The sequence below is a fragment of the Flavobacterium sp. 21.1 genome (assembly GCF_057801535.1).
Map to the genome: position 1 here is coordinate 295072 of NZ_JBYNXA010000001.1, position 22730 is coordinate 317801.

At 37.1% G+C, this 22730-nt stretch carries 19 protein-coding genes; 8 read left to right on the forward strand and 11 right to left on the reverse strand.

Annotated features, from left to right (window positions below; all coding sequences use genetic code 11):
* Positions 1 to 84: 84 nt before the first annotated feature.
* Positions 85 to 1032, reverse strand: coding sequence for an AMP-binding protein (locus AC3E9U_RS01320; RefSeq protein WP_488745102.1), 948 nt, complete (start codon positions 1030 to 1032; stop codon positions 85 to 87).
* An 89-nt stretch (positions 1033 to 1121) separates the two neighbouring features.
* A complete protein-coding gene (locus tag AC3E9U_RS01325; protein WP_488745103.1) occupies positions 1122 to 2036 on the reverse strand; it encodes a CPBP family intramembrane glutamic endopeptidase in 915 nt (304 codons plus the stop codon).
* A gap of 103 nt (positions 2037 to 2139) precedes the next feature.
* On the opposite strand from AC3E9U_RS01325, the gene arsC reads away from it, so the two are divergent.
* On the forward strand, positions 2140 to 2481 hold the full coding sequence (gene arsC, locus AC3E9U_RS01330) for an arsenate reductase (glutaredoxin) (RefSeq protein WP_488745104.1): 342 nt from the start codon (positions 2140 to 2142) through the stop codon (positions 2479 to 2481).
* Between the two features lie 97 nt (positions 2482 to 2578).
* The gene (locus tag AC3E9U_RS01335) at positions 2579 to 5062 is read left to right on the forward strand and encodes a TonB-dependent receptor (RefSeq protein ID WP_488745105.1); all 2484 of its coding nucleotides are present in this window, start codon (positions 2579 to 2581) and stop codon (positions 5060 to 5062) included.
* A gap of 61 nt (positions 5063 to 5123) precedes the next feature.
* Here AC3E9U_RS01335 and AC3E9U_RS01340 read toward each other — a convergent pair whose 3' ends face one another.
* On the reverse strand, positions 5124 to 5285 hold the full coding sequence (locus AC3E9U_RS01340) for a hypothetical protein (RefSeq protein WP_488745106.1): 162 nt from the start codon (positions 5283 to 5285) through the stop codon (positions 5124 to 5126).
* A gap of 134 nt (positions 5286 to 5419) precedes the next feature.
* Here AC3E9U_RS01340 and fumC point away from each other — a divergent pair, with 134 nt between their 5' ends.
* Positions 5420 to 6802 carry a class II fumarate hydratase gene (gene fumC / locus AC3E9U_RS01345; protein WP_488745107.1) on the forward strand — a complete coding sequence of 461 codons (1383 nt, stop codon included), beginning with the start codon at positions 5420 to 5422 and terminating at the stop codon, positions 6800 to 6802.
* Here fumC and AC3E9U_RS01350 read toward each other — a convergent pair whose 3' ends face one another.
* Positions 6803 to 7498 carry a DUF1003 domain-containing protein gene (locus tag AC3E9U_RS01350; RefSeq protein WP_488745108.1) on the reverse strand — a complete coding sequence of 232 codons (696 nt, stop codon included), beginning with the start codon at positions 7496 to 7498 and terminating at the stop codon, positions 6803 to 6805. It lies immediately after the preceding gene.
* 26 nt (positions 7499 to 7524) lie between these two features.
* Entirely contained in the window at positions 7525 to 8607 is a 1083-nt protein-coding gene (gene corA, locus AC3E9U_RS01355) for a magnesium/cobalt transporter CorA (RefSeq protein ID WP_488745493.1), read from the reverse strand.
* Positions 8608 to 8677: 70 nt separating this feature from the next.
* On the opposite strand from corA, the gene hutI reads away from it, so the two are divergent.
* Positions 8678 to 9913 carry an imidazolonepropionase gene (gene hutI / locus AC3E9U_RS01360; RefSeq protein ID WP_488745109.1) on the forward strand — a complete coding sequence of 412 codons (1236 nt, stop codon included), beginning with the start codon at positions 8678 to 8680 and terminating at the stop codon, positions 9911 to 9913.
* Between the two features lie 51 nt (positions 9914 to 9964).
* On the opposite strand, the gene AC3E9U_RS01365 is transcribed toward hutI, so the two are convergent.
* Entirely contained in the window at positions 9965 to 10840 is an 876-nt protein-coding gene (locus AC3E9U_RS01365; RefSeq protein WP_488745110.1) for a hypothetical protein, read from the reverse strand.
* Positions 10841 to 10947: 107 nt separating this feature from the next.
* Between AC3E9U_RS01365 and AC3E9U_RS01370 the strand changes: the two genes are divergently transcribed.
* The 4 genes from AC3E9U_RS01370 to AC3E9U_RS01385 all read left to right on the forward strand — a co-directional run bounded on the left by AC3E9U_RS01370 (position 10948) and on the right by AC3E9U_RS01385 (position 14722).
* Entirely contained in the window at positions 10948 to 11982 is a 1035-nt protein-coding gene (locus tag AC3E9U_RS01370) for a formimidoylglutamase (protein ID WP_488745494.1), read from the forward strand.
* 60 nt (positions 11983 to 12042) lie between these two features.
* Positions 12043 to 13317 (forward strand): DEAD/DEAH box helicase, encoded by a 1275-nt coding sequence (locus AC3E9U_RS01375; RefSeq protein ID WP_488745111.1) that lies wholly within the window; start codon positions 12043 to 12045, stop codon positions 13315 to 13317.
* A gap of 14 nt (positions 13318 to 13331) precedes the next feature.
* Complete coding sequence (locus AC3E9U_RS01380) at positions 13332 to 14087, forward strand: phosphatase PAP2 family protein (protein ID WP_488745112.1); 756 nt, start codon at positions 13332 to 13334, stop codon at positions 14085 to 14087.
* Between the two features lie 185 nt (positions 14088 to 14272).
* Positions 14273 to 14722, forward strand: coding sequence for an Hsp20/alpha crystallin family protein (locus tag AC3E9U_RS01385; RefSeq protein ID WP_488745113.1), 450 nt, complete (start codon positions 14273 to 14275; stop codon positions 14720 to 14722).
* 83 nt (positions 14723 to 14805) lie between these two features.
* Here AC3E9U_RS01385 and AC3E9U_RS01390 read toward each other — a convergent pair whose 3' ends face one another.
* The 5 genes from AC3E9U_RS01390 to AC3E9U_RS01410 form a co-directional block, all read right to left on the reverse strand.
* A complete protein-coding gene (locus tag AC3E9U_RS01390) occupies positions 14806 to 17034 on the reverse strand; it encodes an ATP-binding response regulator (protein ID WP_488745114.1) in 2229 nt (742 codons plus the stop codon).
* Positions 17035 to 17148: 114 nt separating this feature from the next.
* Positions 17149 to 18840, reverse strand: a complete 1692-nt coding sequence (ettA, locus tag AC3E9U_RS01395) for an energy-dependent translational throttle protein EttA (protein WP_488745115.1) — start codon at positions 18838 to 18840, stop codon at positions 17149 to 17151.
* A gap of 169 nt (positions 18841 to 19009) precedes the next feature.
* Positions 19010 to 20215, reverse strand: coding sequence for a DUF481 domain-containing protein (locus tag AC3E9U_RS01400; RefSeq protein WP_488745116.1), 1206 nt, complete (start codon positions 20213 to 20215; stop codon positions 19010 to 19012).
* A 99-nt stretch (positions 20216 to 20314) separates the two neighbouring features.
* A complete protein-coding gene (gene glsA / locus AC3E9U_RS01405; RefSeq protein ID WP_488745117.1) occupies positions 20315 to 21352 on the reverse strand; it encodes a glutaminase A in 1038 nt (345 codons plus the stop codon).
* A gap of 64 nt (positions 21353 to 21416) precedes the next feature.
* Positions 21417 to 22730 carry an OprO/OprP family phosphate-selective porin gene (locus tag AC3E9U_RS01410; RefSeq protein ID WP_488745118.1) on the reverse strand — a complete coding sequence of 438 codons (1314 nt, stop codon included), beginning with the start codon at positions 22728 to 22730 and terminating at the stop codon, positions 21417 to 21419.

Genomic DNA, 22730 nt, shown 5'->3' on the forward strand with positions numbered 1-22730 from the left:
CAACTACTTTTTTCAAAATAACCACAAAGTATGCTTAACCTTCGTCGTATGGGCGATGTGAACTGTAAAAAGCAACTTTGTGGTTTATCTTTTTATGGTCTCAGCCCTTTTGATTTTTCCGGTTTCGGTTTCTAAAAATTTAGGTACAAATACTATCTCTTTGGGTTTTTCAAATTTATCCAAACCATCAAAAACTGAGCTTTCGATCTCATAAGGATTGCTTTCAATCACCAAAATCAGTTTTTCTCCTAAACTGTTATCAGGTTTACCGATTACAAAAAAGCGATAAGGGATCTTCCCTGCCAGCTTCTCCTCTATTCTTTCCGGAAATAATTTTACGCCTCCACTGTTGATAACATTATCAAAGCGGCCAATCCACAAAAACTTATTATCATCCTTTATTTCTACAACATCATTAGTAATTAATTTTGTGTCCGATAATCGCGGCGCATCAATGACCAGACAATTCCTTTGGTCTGTAGAAACTGTAATATCCGGTAATACTGAAAAAAATGAATCCTGAATCTTTTTTGCTGCAATGTGGGTAATGGTTTCCGTCATTCCATAAGTCTCATACACGGCTGTCGGAAGTTCTTTCAATTTATCGGATAAATCCCTGCTTAACTTAGCACCTCCAATAATGACTTTCTTAACGCGATGCAACTCGTCTAACGAATTTTCCACCTGCAGCGGGACCATTGCTGTAAAATCATAATGTTTTTCATTTCCGTCAAGCGGATGAGAATCTGGTTTTACAAAATCCAAATCCCAACCCACTACCATTGCGCGAACCAACATCATTTTTCCTGCTATATACTGCATCGGCAAACAGTGCAGCGCCTTACAGTTACTTTGCAGATCGAAGAAAGTGGCTGTAGCTAAAGCCGAATTCACCATAGCTTCCTTCTTTAATTGGATTATTTTAGGGATTCCGGTTGTACCTGAAGTAGTTACTTCCACATAATCGTTTTCATCAAACCAATCCAGAATAAATTTGGATAATTGTCTTTTAAACTCTTCTTCTGAATTCAAAAGTTTATTTGCAAACAAACAAAATCCCTCCGAAACATAAGCGTTTCCGTTGAATCTAAAGTCGGAATGTATTTTCAGATAACGATTCACTATATATTTTTTATTTCAATGTCGGATGGTTGAACAAGCTTTCCGGTTAATTTCCCTTTCCAGTCCCTCCACCCGTATTTCTTTGCAAAGATGTAGATCAACATTGGAAAAATTATGAAAACCGGAATTATGATATCGAATCCCGCCGTTGGTTCTGAAACGTCCTTCAATATTGAATTGGTCTGAAAAGCGGTCCAATCGGCCGTGACCAAAAGAGCTCCGATCAAATTATTGGCGGCGTGAAAACCTAAGGCTAACTCTAATCCGTCGTCCATCAAAGTTATTATTCCAAGGAAAAAACCGGTCCCGATATAGTAGATCATTATGATCAAGCCCAGTTTTCCCACTTCCGGATTGGCGATATGCATTAATCCAAACAAAATCGAAGTCGTTAGAAACGGTATCAATCTGCTATTAGTAATCACTCCTAAGCCCTGCATCATATAACCTCTGAACAAATATTCCTCAAAACTTGTCTGCAACGGAATCAATAGCGTTGCCAATAGTAAAAACGAAAAGAACGGCACCGGTTCAAAATTGAAAACAAAATTTTCAGGCGCTACGTAATAAGAAATCAGGGTCAACAATGCTGAAATAAATGCCCATAATCCGAACGAGAAAAAAATCCTTCCCCAATCCACCTTTTTTCTTGCGGTTGTTAGACTTCTGATGCTTTGCCGGTGGATGAATTTGACCCAAAACAATAATCCGAGACACATCAGCGACAAGGGAATGATAACAAAAACAAAAGTCAGGTTACTGCCCCAATTTTCAATCATCTGATCCATGATCGCATCGGTACTCATATCCTGAGTCATTACATAATTGGCAAGCATCAAACCTGTAAATCCCAATAAAACAGGCAGATAAAGTATAAAATTAAAATCTTTGTTCTTTATTTGTTCAATAAACATAAGTAGGTTTTTAAAAATTGGTGTGCCTGAGGCTGATTTTGTGACACGGAAGGTACTTCATTTTTTAATTTTTAAGAAGTACTTTTGTCAAAAATATAAAAACATGGTTACAATATATCATAACCCACGATGCAGCAAATCCAGAGAAGGAGTTTGTTTATTAGAAGAAAAAGGAATTGAATTCAGTACCGTAAAATACCTTGAGGAGAAAATCGATTTAGAAGAACTGACCTCAATACTTGAAAAATTAAAGTGTAAACCAATTGAATTAGTCCGAACGAAAGAATCCCTTTGGAAAGATGAATATGAAGGTAAAAACCTTTCCGATGAAGAACTGATTTTAATTATGGCTGAAAATCCGGTTTTAATCGAAAGACCGATCATAATCAACGGTAACAAGGCAGTAATTGGCAGACCTATTGAAAAAATCCTGGAGATTATTTAGAATTATTCAAGAGTCGTTTTAACAAAGATTTGGGAATTACAGCATAAACCAAAGGGTAATTTTGCAGTCTTAAGGAGCAAATCAAACTTAGTTATACATGAAAAATTTCAAATCTTTAATGACTTTTTTAGTTCTGACAGCTACACTTTTTTCATTTGCGCAACAAAAACCGCAAGGACCAAAAGTGAAGGTAACCGGAAAAGTTATTGAAAAATCGACCAACCAGCCTTTAGAATATGCCAGTGTCTATGCACAAAACACAAAGAATGCTTCTTTAGTGGGCGGAGGAATGACTGATGATAAAGGAGAATTCACTTTTGATGTTCCGGCTGGTGTTTATTATATTAAAATTGAATTCCTTGGTTTTAAAACAGTCGAGTTCAAAGATAAAGCCATCAATTCCGATACTAACCTTGGGGTAATTTCCGTAATGGAAGACACCAAAATGTTGAATGAAGTCGTTATTGTCGCTGAAAAAGCTGCGGTTGAAATCAAATTAGACAAAAAAGTTTACAACGTTGGTAAGGATATGACCGTAAAAGGTGGTACCGCGAGCGATGTGTTGGATAATGTTCCTTCTGTTTCTGTGGATGTCGACGGAAATGTGAGTTTAAGAGGAAATGAAAACGTAAAAATATTAATCGACGGAAAACCTTCCGGTATGATTGGTGTTAATGTGGCACAAGCCTTAAAACAACTTCCGGCGGATGCTATCGAAAAAGTTGAAGTAATCACGAACCCTTCATCCCGCTATGAAGCTGAAGGCGGAGCCGGTATTGTAAACATTGTTTTGAAAAAAGGGAAAAACCAAGGAATTAACGGTAGTGTTACCGGTACAGTGGGAAATCCTCAAAACTATGGTGTAACGGGTAATTTCAATTTCAGAGGTGAGAACTTCAATTTCTTTACCAATCTTGGTTACAACAACAGCATAAGTCCGGGTAATTATTTAAGAAACTCAGAGTACACCAATCCTACACCAGGCTCACCTAAGTACATTCAGGAAACAAGAGAAAATGACAGGGAAAGAAAAGGAAAAAACAACAATTTTGGTTTGGAATGGTTTTTAACTAAATCCTTAAGCTGGACTAACTCGATTGGATTTTCAAAAAATGAAGGAGGAAATCCTGAAGATGTGAATTTTTATAACTATGATGAAAACAAAGAGTTGATCAACATCAGAAATCGTTATAATGATCAGACCAATGAAAGTAACAATTTAAATTTCTCTTCGAACATAACTAAGAACTTCAAAAAAGAAGGACACAAATTAACGGCTGATTTTTCCGTTTCAGGAAATCATGATAACGATGTGTCCATTATTAAAGAAAGTATTGTTGGAAGTTCAGCTACACCTGAAATTACAGGAACGACAAACTATCAGAAACAAAATCGAACACTTGCACAAACCGATTACGTTTTACCTCTTGGTAAAGGACAAATTGAAGCAGGATATAAAGGCGATTTCTCTGACATGTTAACTAATTACAGCGTTGAAGAGGGCATCGACCCAACACAGGGACCGGGTTCAGGAACAATCAATACTGATTTAACAAATCAACTGAATTATAAGGAAAAGATCAATGCGGTATATGCTCAGTACGGAAGCAAAATTGGAAAATTCAGTTATTTGGGCGGTCTTCGTTTTGAAGATTCCGATATCGACATTAATTTGCTTACAACAAACGAATTCAACAATAAGAAATACAACAATCTTTTCCCGAGTCTTTTCTTAACTTATGAGTTGACCGAAAAAAGTAGTGTTAGCGTTAACTACAGCAAAAGAATCAACCGTCCAAGAGGCCGTTTAATTAACCCGTTCTCAAGTTACTCGAGTGATATTGCGTACTTCAAAGGAAATCCGGATATCAATCCGTCACTTACAAATGCCTTTGATTTAGGATACATGAGACAGTGGGATAAATTGACACTTACTACTTCGGCTTATTTAAATCACACCGAAAACTCGTTTCAGTTTGTACAGAGAGAATCAGGAAAATTTGTAGATGGTATTCCTGTAATCGAAACTACTCCGATTAACCTTGCGACTGAATACCGTGGCGGTTTTGAGTTTACCTTAAATTATAATCCTTTCAAATGGTGGAAATTAAACGGGAACTTCAACTTCTACAGAAATGAGACACAAGGTGATTATACTTACGTAAATTACTTGGGTGAAACTGTTGTTCAGGATTTTGATAATGTTGCTTTTACATGGTTTACACGTGTCAGCTCAAAAATCACATTGCCTTATGCGATCGACTGGCAAACCAATGCCACCTATAACGCTCCACAGGAAAATGCACAGGGTAAAAGTTTAGGTGTAATTTCAGCTAATTTAGCGTTCAGTAAAGATGTATTAAAAGATAAAGGAACTGTTACGCTTAACGTAAATGACCTTTTCAACTCAAGAAAAAGAATTTTCGACAGTAATTTACCATCTGCAATAACGCACACGGAAATGCAGGGCCGTGAAAGACAAATCAACCTGTCGTTCACTTATCGTTTCAACAAAAAGAAAACAGATAGAGACAGAGTACCTAAAAACAACGGTGAAGGCGATGACTTCATTGGAGGTTAAAACAAAAAAAGTCCCGATTAATCGGGACTTTTTTATTTTTTATGAAAGCCAGAGATTCTAACTATTCATTGTTTTTTTGATTTCTTCTCTCTTTAAATCCTTCCCATAATGCTCCTCCAACCCAGTAGAACACAAAGTTCACCAAGAAAAGCATTAACCAGAATCCTGTTAAAAAGATTCCTAAGAAAAGTAAAAAACCTAAATACTGACTAAATTCAAACATGTTTTCCGGAATTTTATGAATTCAGGCCAAATATACGGGTAAAATTCAGGCTGAACAATACTTTCTTAAATTTATTTTAACAACATTTATTAAACCATTGATATTCATTAAATTTAAGGAAAATTAGACATACTATGGACTTCCGAACAGAAAAAGATACCATGGGCGAAGTACGCGTTCCTTCAGAAAAATACTGGGGAGCACAGACTGAACGTTCACGAAACAATTTTAAAATAGGCAAACCGGCTTCCATGCCGCATGAAATTATTGAGGCTTTTGCTTATTTAAAAAAAGCGGCTGCTTATACCAATTGCGATCTGACCGTTCTGCCCATTGAAAAACGCGACGCTATTTCACAGGTTTGCGATGAGATTCTCACCGGTACATTGGATGATAATTTCCCTTTAGTAATTTGGCAGACGGGTTCCGGTACGCAAAGCAACATGAACGTAAATGAAGTCATTGCCAACAGAGCTCAGGTTTTATCAGGCAAAAAAATTGGCGAAGAACCATTTATAAAAGCCAATGATGACGTAAACAAATCGCAGTCTTCAAACGATACGTTTCCAACAGCCATGCACATTGCTGCCTATAAGATTATTGCCGAAACAACAATTCCGGGAATTGAAACACTTCGCGATACACTTCAACAAAAAGCTGAGGAATATAAAAGTGTTGTAAAAATTGGTCGAACCCATTTAATGGACGCCACTCCCCTTACACTCGGACAGGAACTTTCAGGTTATGTTTCGCAATTGAATCACGGTTTAAAAGCGATCAAAAATACGTTAGCTCATTTATCCGAATTGGCCCTGGGCGGCACAGCGGTTGGAACGGGCTTAAACGCGCCGGAAGACTACGATGTAAAAGTCGCCAAGTATATTGCCAAATTTACAGGACTTCCTTTCAAAACAGCCGAAAACAAATTTGAAGCACTTGCCGCTCATGATGCGATGGTGGAAACACACGGTGCGCTTAAACAATTAGCCGTTTCATTAAACAAAATAGCGAATGATATCCGCATGATGGCTTCGGGGCCGCGTTCGGGAATCGGAGAGATTTTTATTCCGGAAAATGAGCCTGGCTCGTCTATTATGCCGGGAAAAGTAAATCCTACGCAGTGCGAAGCCTTAACTATGGTTTGTGCGCAGGTAATGGGAAATGATGTTGCGATCACGATCGGCGCTACCCAAGGACATTATGAATTGAACGTTTTTAAACCTTTGATTGCTGCGAACTTCCTTCAATCAGCAAGATTATTAGGAGACGCCTGTATGTCGTTCAACGAACATTGTGCAGTAGGTATTGAACCAAATTACGCCCGAATTAAAGAATTGGTTGATAATTCGTTAATGTTGGTCACTGCATTAAACACAAAAATCGGCTATTATAAAGCGGCAGAAATTGCGCAGACTGCTCACAAAAACGGAACTACGCTAAAAGAAGAAGCGGTTCGTTTGGGTTATGTTTCAGCAGAAGATTTTGACGCCTGGGTAAAACCGGAAGATATGGTGTAATTATTTCTTCTCGATTTTGCTAATGATGTCATTCATCATATCAATTTGAATTTTCTGAATTTCGATGAGTGACTGTTCCTGATGCATAATCAAATGGTCCATTTTTTCGTGTAACATTCTGATTTCTAATTCCGATTTTAAATTAATCATGTAATCATTCTTGGCCCGTTCCCGATCTTTTTCTTCCTGACGGTTTTGGCTCATCATAATAACCGGAGCCTGAAGTGCCGCGATACATGATAAAATCAGATTCAAAAGAATAAACGGATAAGGATCAAACCCTTTGTTAAGAAGAATAAAGGCATTAAAACAAATCCACAGCAAAAGAAAAAACAGAAACGACAATATAAACGTCCAGCTTCCCCCAAACTCGGCAACGTTATCGGCAACGCGTTGTCCAAAAGTACTGCTTTGAATTTCGGAATCAACCTTATCAGAAATTGTTGTGTTATTTTTGAGCGTTTCGATTACAGTTTTCTCTAAACCTGACAATTCCTTCACTTCATCAGAAATAAAATCGGCAATGTATTTTTCACGATAAAGATTCAATTCTGTCAAGGAAATTACTTTATTCCCATTGAAATCAGGATAATCTTTCTGAATATAACTCAAAATAGACTGCCGAATGGTTCTGCTTGAAACCCTTTCTGAAATCGGAAACGTTTTTCCGGAAATATCGCTGACAAATGTGTTCATATCCTTAAAATTATCTTTTTAATAACCTAAAACCATTTTTTCTTTTTGAAATAAATAATCATGGCTACAACCAATAAAAACATACCGGCCAAAACTTCAAAATAACCGTACCTCCAACGCAATTCCGGCATATAGTCGAAATTCATTCCGTAAACACCTACTATGAATGTTAATGGTATGAATACAACCGAAACTACGGTCAGGGTTTTCATAATCTCGTTCATTCTTTGGCTTTGCGCCGAAAAATGAAAATGAGAAGCACTATCCAAGGAATTCAGATCGTAATCAATCTGCTCCAAAAGTTCAAGGCATTTTTGATGCAGGCGTGCGAAAAAAGTATAATTCGCGGTTTCGATTCCGTCATATTCATTGTCATCCTGAAAACTCTTCAGACTGAATAATGCATCCCGGAACGGAATAATAGCGCGCTTTAAATAGTTCAGATTTTCACGATTATTTTCAATTCGGACCAATATCTCCTGGCGATGATTCGTTTTAGACTCGACCATTAAAGCTTCAATTCGATCCTCGTAATTTTCAATGGTGATGTAGAAATTTTCCATAACTGCATCCAGCATGAGATACAAAAGATAATCGTTCTTCTTTTTGCAGACAATACCTGCATTCATTCGGATTCGTTCGCGGATATGCGTAAAGAAATCGCTTTTCTTCTCCTGAAAAGAAACCAACAAATTTTCTTTTAATATGAAACTGATCTGCTCAACCCGCATGTTGTTCAAATCTTCGTCAGGCAAAATTGATTTGATGCTGAAAAAAAGCGTATCGCCCAATTCTTCCATTTTGGAACGGCGTGTGGTATTAAGAATATCCCCGATAATATAAGGTTCCACGTCAAGCAAATGACCAATTTCCTTAACGATGTTCACATCATGCAACCCATGGATGTTTAACCATTTAACATCGTTATTATGAAGTGGATTTGAGAGTGTCTCCTCAACCTTATCAATGGAAATGTTTTTCAATTCCCGATAATGACTTTCATTATATACAAACAATTGCATTTCAACAGGATCCGTTCGGTGAACGCCTGTGTATTCGTAAAAATTGGGTTGTGCTTTACGTCCTTTTTTGTATTTAATCTTCCTCAAAACCGAATAATTTGTCATAAAGATAGGAGTTTTTAAAATTCCATTTTACTTTTACGGAAAAATTCAAGCAATGAAAATCCTTATCAAAAATATAAAGGAACTTTTACAGGTTCGTGAAAACCATATTGATAAAGTTTCCGGTCCAGAAATGGCCGTTTTACCGAAAATCGAGAATGCTTTTTTAGTGATTGAAAACAATATCATTGCCGATTTCGGAACAATGCGTAACTGTCCTGACGGTAATTTCAATCAAGTCATAGACGCTACGGGAAAAACAGTATTGCCTACCTGGGTCGACAGTCATACGCACATTGTTTATGCCGGAAACCGCGAACAGGAATTTGTGGACCGAATCAATGGGCTTACTTATGAAGAAATCGCCAATCGTGGTGGAGGAATTCTGAATTCAGCTAAAAAACTTAATGCGACTTCCGAAGACGAAATTTACAATCAATCGAAAGCCCGTCTGGAAGAAGTGATGCAACAGGGAACCGGAGCTGTTGAAATTAAATCCGGGTACGGTTTAACCGTTGAAGGCGAACTGAAAATGCTTCGTGTAATCAAACGACTTTCCCAAAACTATCCAATTAAAATCAAGGCCACTTTCCTTGGAGCGCATGCGTTTCCGATGGAATACAAAGAAAACCATTCAGCATACATCGATTTGATCATCAACGAAATGCTGCCAAGAATTGCAGCTGAAAATTTAGCGGATTACATTGATGCGTTCCTGGAAACAGGTTATTTCTCTGTTGAAGAAACCGAAAGAATTATGGAAGCCGGAAAGAAATTCGGTCTGACCGCAAAAATTCACGTAAATCAGTTCACGGCTATTGAAGGAATCAAAGCTTGTGTAAAACACGAGGCATTATCGGTTGATCATTTGGAAATTGTAACTGACGAGGATATTAACGCTTTAAAAAACAGTAAAACGATGCCTGTTGCCCTACCAAGCTGTTCTTATTTTATAAGCATTCCTTACACGCCGGCACGTCATATGATTTCTGCAGGATTGCCATTGGCTTTGGCTTCGGATTTCAATCCGGGAACAACGCCATCAGGAAATATGAATTTTGTAGTAGCAACCGCTTGCATCAAAATGAAAATGACTCCGGAGGAAGCTATAAATGCCGCAACCATAAACGGAGCTTATGCCATGGGAGTTTCCGAAACACACGGCAGCATCACCAAAGGGAAATCGGCAAGTGTTATAATCACTAAACCGCTTACCTCCTATTATCAGCTTCCTTACGCTTTTGGAAGCAATCTGATTGAACAGGTTATCGTAGAAGGAAAACTGATCTAAAAAAAAGTCCCAATCGAAAAGAAAGGGACTTTTTTATTTATGTATTGATTTTTATCTTAATGTGAAGCTTGTTTTTGAAACCAATTCTCCTTTGTCGAAGATATTCACGAAGAAAGTTCCACCTTCGATATCTTTAACAGGTAGATCTTGTGAAACCTGAACTGTTTTGTTTTCGTATTTAACGATTTTCTCAAAACTGTAGGTCAAAGTTTTCTCTCCGAAAGATTCTGTCTTTTTATCACCTAAAACATTATTTTTGCTGTCAATTACCTGAATATGGTACGTTTTATCGCCTGATTTAGCAATTTGATTTTCTGCAATCATGAAACTGATTTTTAAAACATCAGCTCTGCTTGCTTTGTCCGTATCAATCTGTTTCCCAGAACTTCTTTGTTTTACGGCAGTTGTCTGAAGATTTAAAACAGAAAGCTTAGAACCTCTTTCAACAGTTTTAGCTAAGTTGTCGTTTTTAGCCACTAAGGTATCGCGAACTTTACGTGTATCTTCCAATACAACCTGAGTACTGTCACGCTGCGTTGTAAGTGTCGTATTTTGTTTTTTCAACGCATCGTTTTCTTTCATTAAATTATCCATTTCACGTTTCAAACGTGCATAATCATCTTTAAATTTTCGCATTGCCGCAACATCGCCCTGCGATTTCTCAAGCTGGGCTTTTAGTTGAACCAGCTTTTCTCTTTCGACAGAAAGTTCATCAGATAGTTCCGTATTAGCTGCAATTGCTTCATCATATTTAGCAATTGAAGCCGCCAATTCTTCATTCAGTTTATCTTTTTCTGACATTAATTTATTCTCAGAAGTCTGATTATCAGTACTCATCTTGTACATATAACCTAAACTCCCCAACAACAATAGGGCTAAGACAAGGATAATAGCTTTTAAACTAGAATTACTTTTTTGATTTTCCATGGTTAATTAGTTTTTTTCAAATTTAATTTTTTTTTCATTTAAACCTAAATTATTAAACGAAAGTTTTGATTAAAATAGTATTTTTGAAAGCATCATTTTTAGTTTTTATGGAGAAACTCATCCGTTTTACAGCAAGCGATTTAACCAAAATTACCAACCACAGAAATACCGAAATCAAGTTTGGAGAACGAATTCAAACCGCTCCAAAGGAAATGGATATTCTTGAGTTTCTTAAAACAAGTACTGCCGAATTTGTTCTTTTCGGTATCCCGGAAGATATTGGAGTGAGAGCCAATTTAGGTCGTAAAGGGACTGCTTCAGCATGGGAAAGTGCTTTAAAAAGTCTGGTTAATATCCAAAACAATAAATTCTGTAAAGGAAGCCGATTAATAATCTTAGGAGCACTTGATGTTGCCGAAGAAATGGAAACGGCCGCCAATCTTGACATCAACAAAAAAGAAGATAAAAAAGAGTTCTTTAAACTTATTGACAAAATTGATAAAGAAGTATCACACATCGTGTGTCAGATCGTAAAAGCCGGAAAAATTCCGATTGTAATTGGTGGCGGACATAATAATGCCTACGGAAACATTAAAGGTTTAGCTTTAGGCAAAGGAAAACCTGTAAACGCAATCAATTTTGATGCGCATACTGATTTCAGAGCCCTTGAAGGAAGACATAGTGGAAATGGTTTTTCGTACGCGTATGAAGAAGGTTTCCTGAAAAAATATTTCATTTTCGGTTTACACGAAAGTTATACTTCTAAAAGTATCCTGGAAAACATCAAAAAAACGGAAGAGAAAGTCAGATACAATACTTACGAGCAGATTGCAGTCCGAAAAGAAAAAACATTTGAAGACGAGATCGAAGTGGCTCAGAAACATGTGGCCAATGATCCGTTCGGAATTGAAATCGACCTGGATGCAGTTCCCAACATTCCAAGCAGCGCGATGACATTGAGCGGTTTTTCAGCGGAACAATTGCGTCAGTTCCTGCATCATTTCGGCCAAAATGAAAATGCTTCCTATCTGCATATTTGTGAAGGCGCACCGGACTTGGATTTTGACAAAAACAATCATCTCGTCGGAAAATTAATTGCTTATCTGATCACCGATTTTATGAAAGCAAAATCGGATAAATAACAATCTCGAAATTTTAGAGTACTTTTGCAAACGATAGTCACTAAACACTATCGTTTTTTTATGCTATTTAACGAACTTAATTTACTCAAAAACATACAGCACGCCATAACCGATGAAGGATATACCAATCCTACTCCTATCCAGGAAAAATCCATTCCGATTATTTTGGACGGAAATGATTTGGTGGGATGTGCACAAACAGGAACCGGAAAAACAGCCGCGTTCGCCATTCCGATTCTTAATCTTTTGCACCGTATTGTAGGCTCTTCTGATAAGTCAAAACGCATACGTACGCTGGTAGTTACTCCTACGCGTGAATTAGCAATTCAGGTAGCCGAAAGTTTTGATACCTATGGAAAATATACCAACATAAGATCTTTGGTGATTTTTGGAGGGGTAAACCAAACTTCCCAGGTTGATCAGTTAAAAAAAGGTGTTGACGTATTGGTTGCTACTCCGGGACGTCTATTGGATCTGAACAAACAAGGATTCATCGATTTAAATCACTTACATCATTTGGTTTTGGACGAAGCCGATTTGATGCTTGACATGGGTTTCATCAATGATGTTAAGAAAATTATCAAACTAACGCCGGACAATCGCCAGACATTATTGTTTTCTGCAACGATGCCGATTGCTATCCGCGAATTGGCTGATACTTTCTTGACAAAACCGGAATATGTTTCCGTAACACCTGTTTCCAGTACAGCCGAAAAAGTAAATCAGAAAGTTTATTTCGTTGACAAGGAAAATAAGAGAAACCTTTTATACCAAATAATTCAAGGTGAGAAACTGGAAAGCGTATTGGTTTTTGTGCGGACAAAACACGGTGCGGACAATGTGGTGAAAGCATTAAAGAAACAAAACATCCATGCCGAAGCCATACACGGAGACAAATCGCAAAGCGCAAGGCAACGTGTATTGGAAAGCTTCAAAAGAAACGAAACTACTGTTTTGGTAGCTACTGATATTGCGGCCAGAGGTATCGATATTGAAATGCTTCCGTATGTTATCAACTTTGATTTACCTAACATCCCGGAAACCTATGTACACCGAATTGGGCGTACAGGACGTGCCGGAAATTCGGGTATGGCCATTTCATTCTGTTCAAGAGACGAAAAAACCTATTGGCAGGATATTGAGAAACTAACCCGTCAAAAAGTAAAAGTGGTTACCGATCATCCTTTTCAATGGAGTGAAGAGGTAAAAAATCCGGATGCAAAACCTGATTTCAGAAATAAAAAGAAACCACAGGGACAGGGAGGAAACAAAAAAACGGAATCCAATTCCAGAAAATCAGAAGCTTCAAAGAAAAATAAAAAACGCTGGTATTAGAATTTTAGTTTTGTATGCTGCAGGGAAGAATCATCATAGTGCTTATTCTGATAAAGTTTTGTTGCGTAAATGCTCAAAACTACAAACAGAATGATTCTATTGCAAAAAGCAATCTTAAGTTCAATTACAAACAATTAATAATCCCGACTGTCTTAATCGGATACGGAATTATCGGTTTTGAAAATCCTGAATTACTTGGTTTTAATGATCAGGTAAAAACCGAGGTCAACGAGCACATTGACGAAAAGGTTTCTATTGACGATTTTATGCAGTATGCACCCGCAGCATCAGTTTATGTTTTAAACAATGTAGGAGTTGCGGGAAAAAATAATTTGAAAGACAGGAGTATCATCCTGGGCACGTCTTACCTATTTGTAGCGGCGAGCGTTACCGGACTTAAACATATTACCGATGTAAACCGTCCTGATGGCGGACAATATTCTTTTCCTTCGGGTCATACCGCAACTGCCTTTGCCGGAGCGGAGTTTTTGTTTCAGGAATATAAAGATGTTTCAATTTGGTATGGTGTCTCAGGTTACGCAGTTGCAACAGCAACGGGCATTTATCGCATGCTTAACAATCGGCATTGGTTAACGGATGTTGCAGCGGGAGCCGGTATAGGAATTTTGGGAACTAAAATTGCTTATTGGATTTTTCCATACACGAACAAATTATTTACAAAGCGAAATAATAATGTTGAATCGGTAGGTGTTGTTCCTTTTTACAATGGTAATCAGACCGGGCTTGGTTTTCTTTTTAAATTTAAATAGTTAGTGGATGTATTTGTTAATGCTATGACCTTTACTTCTGAAACATAGCCATCAATATCTAATAAGATTTAAGCTTTAAAACCATAAATGATTAAATATCAGATTTTAATAATTTATTATTATTAGCAACTCATCATTTTTCGTAACTTTAAAAAAAGGTATTTTTTAATTTAAATCTAAAAGTTATGGGACATTTAGCAAAAAAAGATTTTAGATCGACCCCATATACCTTTTTAGAAGAGTTCTTTCCAAAAAATATGGTAGAATGGGGATTACGAAATTTTGGTGATATGGGCAGCACAATTCCTTCTGTTAATTTATCTGAAACAGAAAGGGAATATAACATTGATTTGGCTGCGCCGGGAATGAAAAAAGAAGATTTTAAAGTTGAAATGGAAGATAAAATACTTTCCATTGTTTCTGAAAAAGAAGAACGATTTGAGGAAACTGACAAAAAAGGTAATTATACACGAAAAGAATTCAATTACAGTTCATTCCACCGTTCTTTCCATCTTCCTGATGCCTCCGAAAAAGAAAAAATTGATGCTGTTTACAAAGACGGAATTTTACATGTGACTATTCCGAAGAACAACAATAGAAGTTCAAAAGCTAAAAAAAACATTCCTATCCACTAATCTTACCGATTGGAATAAAAAAAGAAACCATGAAGCCTATAATCATAAACTTCATGGTTTTGTTTTTTAGGTATGGATATCTCCTATTTCATTTTTGTTCTTGCAGTTTCATCCTTCTTATCTGAAAGATGAACGATCATTCTGTATAAATGATTAGGTTCAAACGGTTTTACGATAACTTCATTCATTTTGGAAGCAACGATCTGCTCCATGATTTCCTGTTTATCAAAAGCCGTGACTGCAATTATCGGCGTTTTTACTCCCATTTTTCTTATCTGCTTGGAAGTATCAAAACCATTGATTTTAGGCATATTGATATCCATTAAAATGACATCAAAAACCTGGTTTTCCAATATTTTGATTGCTTCATAACCATCATCTACGATAACGCTTTCGAAATGACGGATATCTAATATTTTCTTAGTTACAATCTGGTTGATCTTATTGTCTTCAACTACCAGGATTTTATATGTATGCTCTTCCGAGAAATCAACTTCCAGGTTTTTAAGTAAGTTATTACGATGCTCTTCGTCAGTATCAAAACCTATCGTAAAGATCATTTGTGTACCGATATTTTCCTCACTCTCACAATGGATTTCACTTCCGAATAATGAGATCAGCTGTTTAACTATGGACAATCCCAAACCTGTTCCCTGATAATCATCCTCTTTTCGCTCGATCTGAACAAATTTTTCAAATATTTTTTTCTGATGTTCTTTTGCGATTCCGATTCCGTTATCAATAACTTTAAAAGTGATAAAACTGAAGGAAGCCTCATTACGCTCCAGTTTAGCACTAATCTTAACCTGACCGTCTTTTGTGAATTTCAGCGAGTTGCTTACTAAATTCATAAAAATCTGAGACAAACGGACTTTATCGGTAATAATAAATTCCGGAATAGTTTCGTCCACTTCCAACAATAATTGATTGTTGTTTTTTACCGCCAAAAACTGCAAGCTGTCAACGATTGAATTCAATTCATCAGAAAGATTGAAAATGGAATTCTCCAAAACGATTTTCTTTTCTTCGATTTTATACACCTGAAGAATATCATTTACCAGCGACAATAAATATTTAGCAGAAAATTTCAGTGATTTAAGGTAAGTACTGTTCTTAAGTTCTTTATGTTCATCGGAAATCATATCGGTGATCCCTACCACTCCGTATAAAGGTGTGCGAAGTTCATGCGTGATCGTTGAAATAAATTGGGATTTTAACAAGGATGCTTCTTCCGCCTGCTCTTTGGCGATCATCAGTTCTTCATTTGCCTCTTTTAATTCTTTGTTTGATTTTTTTCGAAGCTGATTGTTCTTATACAATGTATAAACCAACAAAAGCAGAATGATAAAGATGAAAATAAACATCACAACGATTATGCGAGTTTGTTTTAGTCTGTCCATTTGTTCAAGCTTCTCATTTTCAATTTTATCGATTTCCCTTTTGTATTCGTCCAGTTCAATATTTGAACCAGCCAGATTCACTTCTTTGGTTCGCGCCAGATTATAAATTTTATGATCCAGTTCGTTATGCTTTTCCAGATACAGATAGGCATTTTTATAATCCTTCCTTTTCAGATAATAAGCGGACATATCTTCATACAGACTGGCAATGTTTGCGTCCAGAAACTCAACAGAATTATTTTCACTAACTTTTAATGCTTCTTTAAAAGCAGCTTCCGCTTCCGGAAATTTATTTTTAAAAGTATAATACGAACCAAATAACGATTTCATGGAAAGTGTTGCTTCCATAATATTGATCTCTTTTACAAGTGGTTCTGCGACTTTTAAATAATGATATCCTGCTTCATACTCATTATGTCCGAAATAAGCTGAAGTAATATTCAGATTTGAAAATACGATTTCATTCGGGTCTTTGATCTTCTCGGCATAGTATAGTGCCTTCTTATAATTTGAAATTCCTTTTTCGAAATTGACTTTTCGGTAGCAGTATAAATTTCCGAGGTTGTTATTAAGCCATGCTTTTAAGGTATCATTTTTTGTCAGGTTTGCGAATTTCAGTCCTTTGTTGTAGTACCCAATTGCTTTATTATAATCTGAAAACTCTTCAAAGTTCAATCCGATAAGATTATAGGAGCGCGCAATCAAATGATTGTCTTCTGCTTTATAAGCTTCATTCAATGCTTTTTTTGCATAAGACAAGGACTTATTACATTCTAAATTATTAAAATGCTCTCCTGCTTTGGACAAAAGATCCAAAATAGCTTTACGGTTGACATTTTCGGATTGAGCGATCGCCCCCTGAAAAGTCAGCAGTAAAAGGAAAAGAAAGAATTTTAATATGTTTTTGATCATCAATATTTTAAAAGTGTTAATTTAATAAACAAAAATCAAATAACATCAATAAAATATCATAAACAAAATAAAAATTGTTAAAAAAAAGCGACCCGAAGGCCGCCTTGTTTTTTATTATCCTCTAATAAGTTTTTTGTACTTAAGTCGGGTCGGAGCCACATCTCCTAATCGTTTTTTACGGTTCTCTTCGTAATCTGAGAAACCTCCTTCGAAGAAGTACACCTGAGAGTCTCCTTCAAATGCTAAAATATGTGTACAGATTCGGTCTAAGAACCAACGGTCGTGGGAAATTACTACCGCACATCCGGCGAAATTCTCCAAACCTTCTTCTAAAGCACGAAGCGTGTTGATATCCAAGTCGTTCGTTGGCTCATCCAGTAACAGTACGTTTCCTTCTTCTTTTAAGGTCATCGCCAAGTGAAGACGGTTACGCTCCCCTCCTGAAAGTGTTGCCACTTTTTTGTTCTGATCACTTCCACCGAAATTAAAACGGGACAAATAAGCTCTTGAATTTACCTGACGTCCTCCCATCATGATCAATTCCTGACCATCACAGAAGTTTTCCCAGATGGATTTGTTTGGATCGATATTGGCATGCGACTGATCCACATAAGCAATTTTTACCGTGTCTCCTGTAGTGAATTCTCCGCTGTCCGGTTGTAATTCATCCATGATCATTTTAAAGATGGTTGTTTTACCTGCACCATTTGGTCCGATAATTCCAACGATACCTGCTTGCGGCAATGTAAAGTTTAAATCATCATAAAGGATCTTATCTCCATACGATTTTGCAACATTTTTAGCGTCGATTACATTAGTTCCTAAACGTGGTCCGTTAGGGATGTATAACTCTAATTTTTCGTCAAGTTCTTTCTGATCTTCATTTAACAAACGGTCGTAATTTTGAAGACGTGCTTTTTGTTTGGTCTGACGGCCTTTCGCACCTTGTCTTACCCAGTCCAACTCACGTTCTAATGTTTTACGGCGTTTGGAAGCCACTTTCTCTTCCTGCTCCATACGTTTTGACTTCTGCTCTAACCAAGACGAATAGTTTCCTTTCCATGGAATACCTTCACCTCTGTCTAATTCAAGAATCCATCCTGCTACATTATCCAAGAAATAACGGTCGTGCGTTACAGCGATGATAGTTCCCTGATATTGTTGTAAGTGTTGCTCCAACCAGTGTACAGATTCAGCATCCAAGTGGTTGGTAGGCTCATCTAATAATAATACATCCGGCTGTTGTAATAGTAAACGGCATAATGCCACACGACGACGCTCTCCTCCTGACAATACTTTGATTGGCGTATCAGCATCCGGACAACGTAATGCGTCCATTGCGATTTCCAATTTTGTGTCGATTTCCCATGCACCATGCGCATCGATTTTATCCTGAAGGTCTGCCTGACGATCCATTAACTTCTGCATCTTATCAGCATCTTCGTAAACTTCAGGAAGCCCGAACATATCGTTGATCTTATTGAACTCGTCTAAGATGGCCATAGTTTCAGCAACACCTTCACGAACTATTTCAATAACCGTTTTATTTTCATCTAACTGCGGCTCCTGCTCTAAATACCCAACAGTGTAACCCGGCGCGAAAACCACATCACCCTGATAGTTTTTATCAACTCCCGCAATAATTTTCAATAATGAGGATTTACCTGAACCGTTTAAACCAAGGATACCGATTTTAGCCCCGTAGAAAAAACTCAGATAAATGTCTTTTAAAACCTGCTTATTCGAACTTGAGTAAGTCTTGCTTACTTTCGACATCGAAAATATTACCTTCTTATCGTCTGACATACTTTATTGTTTGTTTTTAAGATTTGATTTTTAATTGATTATTGTTTTTTTTTTAAATTTCACAGCTGATGATCCAAATAAAATCAAAAGAATATGAAATGCTGAAAAAACACCGACAAATATAGGTTTAAATAAAGGAATTTAAAAGACGATTTTGCAATTCTATTTTCTACTTCAGTTCCAATATAAGCGACAGTTCTGTACCACTATCTTCTTTTGTGTTTTTACCGACGATATTCTTATTATCATAATTGTAATAAAAAGTGAATTGTATTTTGAAGTCATTTATAATTTCCCAGGTGAGATCTGCGCTAAGATCAAAACGATACCTGTCTTTTTCGGTGATTCCCACATAGGAACCAGCCTTTAATGTGGAAGAAAGATTCGGACTTATAAAGCTGTAAACTGTATGCTGTAATGTTACAGGCCACTCACTGTTAGCAATGAATTTCTCCGTTTCGATATTGTCTTCGAAATTTTGTAAAAAACCTGTAAACAAAAGTAATCGTTGACGTTCGGTAATTATTAGATTATTTCCGATTCCGAAACCAAATGATATCTTTGAGTCGATACCCAATTCGTCATTTCTGTTAAATGCGTTGGCCTGATACAAAACCCATCTTCTGTATAACGAATAGAATTCCTGTAAATTCTCCTGGATCCTCACCGAATACGGTGCGCTTTCCGTTGATGTAGCTATATAGGAGAAATTGTTGACAAACCGCCAGCGTGAAATAACATAAAAAAGATTACTCTCGCCACTGATCCGTAATACTTCCGATGATTTTGTATAACTGACCCCTGCACCAATATCGCCTTTAAATCCTTCATACCATTTTTCTTCAAGAGGAAAAATTCTCAAAATTTCTTCAAACTTAATTACTTTTCCCTTTGGCAAAACTTCCCTTGGCTCAGCTGTTGCACTTGACTCGGCTGTTTCTTTTGATTCGATAATTTCATCCGGTCCGGTTAAAACAATTATTTCTCCCATAACTGTAGATTTCGCTATTTTTCCGATGAAAATTTCGCCGTAAATATTTTCCACTTTATATATTTTGCTTCCGCCATCGATAGAAAATATTTTGTACCATTTTATCGAAACAACACCGGGTCCCTGTGCATCAAAACTTAACCTTCCTTGTTGGAACGATAGAATTTTACCGGTTAACCTGTCCCCATTTATCAAGTGCAGAATATCGGGCGTAAATGCCTCTTTTCGGATTTTTTTTTCTTTTTTGGAAAGTGTGGTATCCACTTCTGCCACAACAACTTTTGGTACCGTATCGCGTTCCAGGGAAGGAATGGAGTCTGTTTTTTTTTCAGGGATCTGGGCATACAAAAACAATGGAAAGACCATAATAGCAAAGACTTTCACTGTTTTTAAATAACTACACATCCCTTTTTCAATTAAAAACTTAAACACAAAATAAAACCTGCTGGTCTACAACTACTCAACAGGCTGACACGATTAAAATTATTTAGGTTGTATCAAATACGGATTTGCTTTTAACTGCTCCACCACATATTTAATGACCAATTGGGATTTCAAGCTATTGCCGGTTGCATCTAATGGAGGTGAAACTACTCCGATCCCGAACTTTCCGGGACAAACCGCTATGATACCGCCTCCTACACCGCTTTTTGCCGGTAACCCGGAATTGTAAAACCAAATTCCCGAATCATCATAAAGTCCTGCTGTGGCCATAACCGGAAGCGTATACATTACGGTTTCGGGTGATACTACTTTCCTCTTTGTAACAGGATTAACTCCGCCATTCGCTAAAGTAGCCGACATTACAGCAAGATCTTTTGCACTTACATTAATAGCGCATTGCTTCGTGTAGATATCCGTTGCCTGAACCGGATCGAAATACATTCTGCCATAAGCAAAAAGCAAATGGGCAATTGCCTGATTTCGCAGATTATCACTGGCTTCACTTTTGTATACAGGTTTGTTCATGGTTAAAGTCCTGCCGGCAAATTCACTTTGTTTATCTAGAATGCTTTTCCATTTTGCAACGGAATCAATTCCTTTGACCATACTTGTTGCCGCAATGGCTCCGGGATTTACGAGCGGATTTATTTCTCTCCCTTTATGTTCTTCAATGGCTATTATGGAATTAAAACGCAAGCCCGTTGCATCCACTCCAATTTTATCCTGAATGACCTGATGACCATGCTCTTCGATGACCTGCGCCATTACAAAAGCTTTGCTTATGCTTTGCATAGACACCAGGGAATCATAATCTCCGATCGTGTAAATTTTCCCCTCGGCGGTTACCAACGCAATTCCGAAAATATTCGGATCTACATTAGCAAGCTCTTTAATATAATCTGCGTTCTTACCCTCTTTTATATCTTTAAATTTTGAGTAAGCTTCTTTTAAAACGGCTTCAATATTTTCTTTAGACATGGCATCGGCAGATTTTCCTTTAGACTGACTGTAAATCAGAATCGTAAATAACAACAGAGAGAAAGACATTATCCTTTTTCCAAAATAGTTTTTTTTCATGATAATGTATTTATTTTAAGTCATCATGTTGTCCTGATGTATATAATGTAATGCTTCAAATCCGCTACAACATAATCAATACACGACTTTGGAAAAAATTAGTAGATCCCTTCTGATTGTCCTTGTCTAAGACACCATATCCGTAAGCAAAATAGAATCGAAGGTTTTCAGAAAGATACCAGTTAACCATCGGCGTAATTCTCCAAAATTCACCACCTTGTAACGTTCCGTCAGTCAGATCGAGGGAAGAAAAACGAAGAATTGCCTCCCAGCCTCCGCATCCCCCTTCAAAAACTGATTTTTTTGGTTTAAGAAAGGTAAATATCCCAGGGTTACTCAAATAGGGTCTTACTTCTCCTGTAATCGAGTAAGCCAAAAACATTTCACCTCCCTTGAATATCGGATTGTTTGTTTCTCGCGAATTCATCATGTGGAGATTATACTCAGCCCCTAAAAGGAAAGCTCCCGACCTATAATAAAATTCACCCCCAATATGATTTGAGTTATTTACAGAAAACGTTCCTGTATCTACGAAATAAGGTGCCCCATTAACCTCTGGCCGTGACCTTACCTGCAATTTACCGCCTTTAACTTCTCCATATCTATAATTAACCCCTATATGCATTACTGGTTTTAAAGCATCAGTATAAATAGGCAGATAGCCAATTCTGGAAACGAATTGCCAACTATATTTTGAAAAACTTTGTTTTTCAGATATGAAATCATTAAAATAACCAATATTCCAGTTTATTTTTTGTTTTGGAAGAAACCCCATATACTTCACTCCATCTGCGAGTATCGGAATGATATCTATAGCCATGGCTCTTTCCACATGCCACATTGAATAACCGTTCATTACCTTACTTAACGAATATCCTTCCTTGGTCCTTCCGAAGAAAATATGTCCGTATAATTTCGGAAATCCAATCATAACACCGCTTTCCCTCACGAGCCAACTTCTGGATGCTCCATCATACATAACCCCTACTTTCCAGCTTATATCTCTTTCTGTCTTTAACTTACCCCCCATGGTGATCCTAAAATCCCTCACAATAAATCCGGGAGATAACTGTACTTGATCTTTACTCTCTTCATCCTGACTGTAAAATGCATGTTCGTACATGAAACCGCCGCCAAACCTCAAGGTTGAAAAATCGTTTTCGAATTCATTAATTCTTGAGTATTTTTTTTCGGATGCAATCGTATCCTTTTCCTTAAAAACCTCTCCTTCAGTTCCGTCTAAAGACGGCTCTTTTTTTGGAATATCTTGTGCAAACGAAACAAACCCTGTTACCACAAAAAGCAGTGATAACAAGGTTTTTTTTATCCTATTCGATTGTTTTGCTTGGCTTTCGCCTTCCACTACATGTAATTTCAT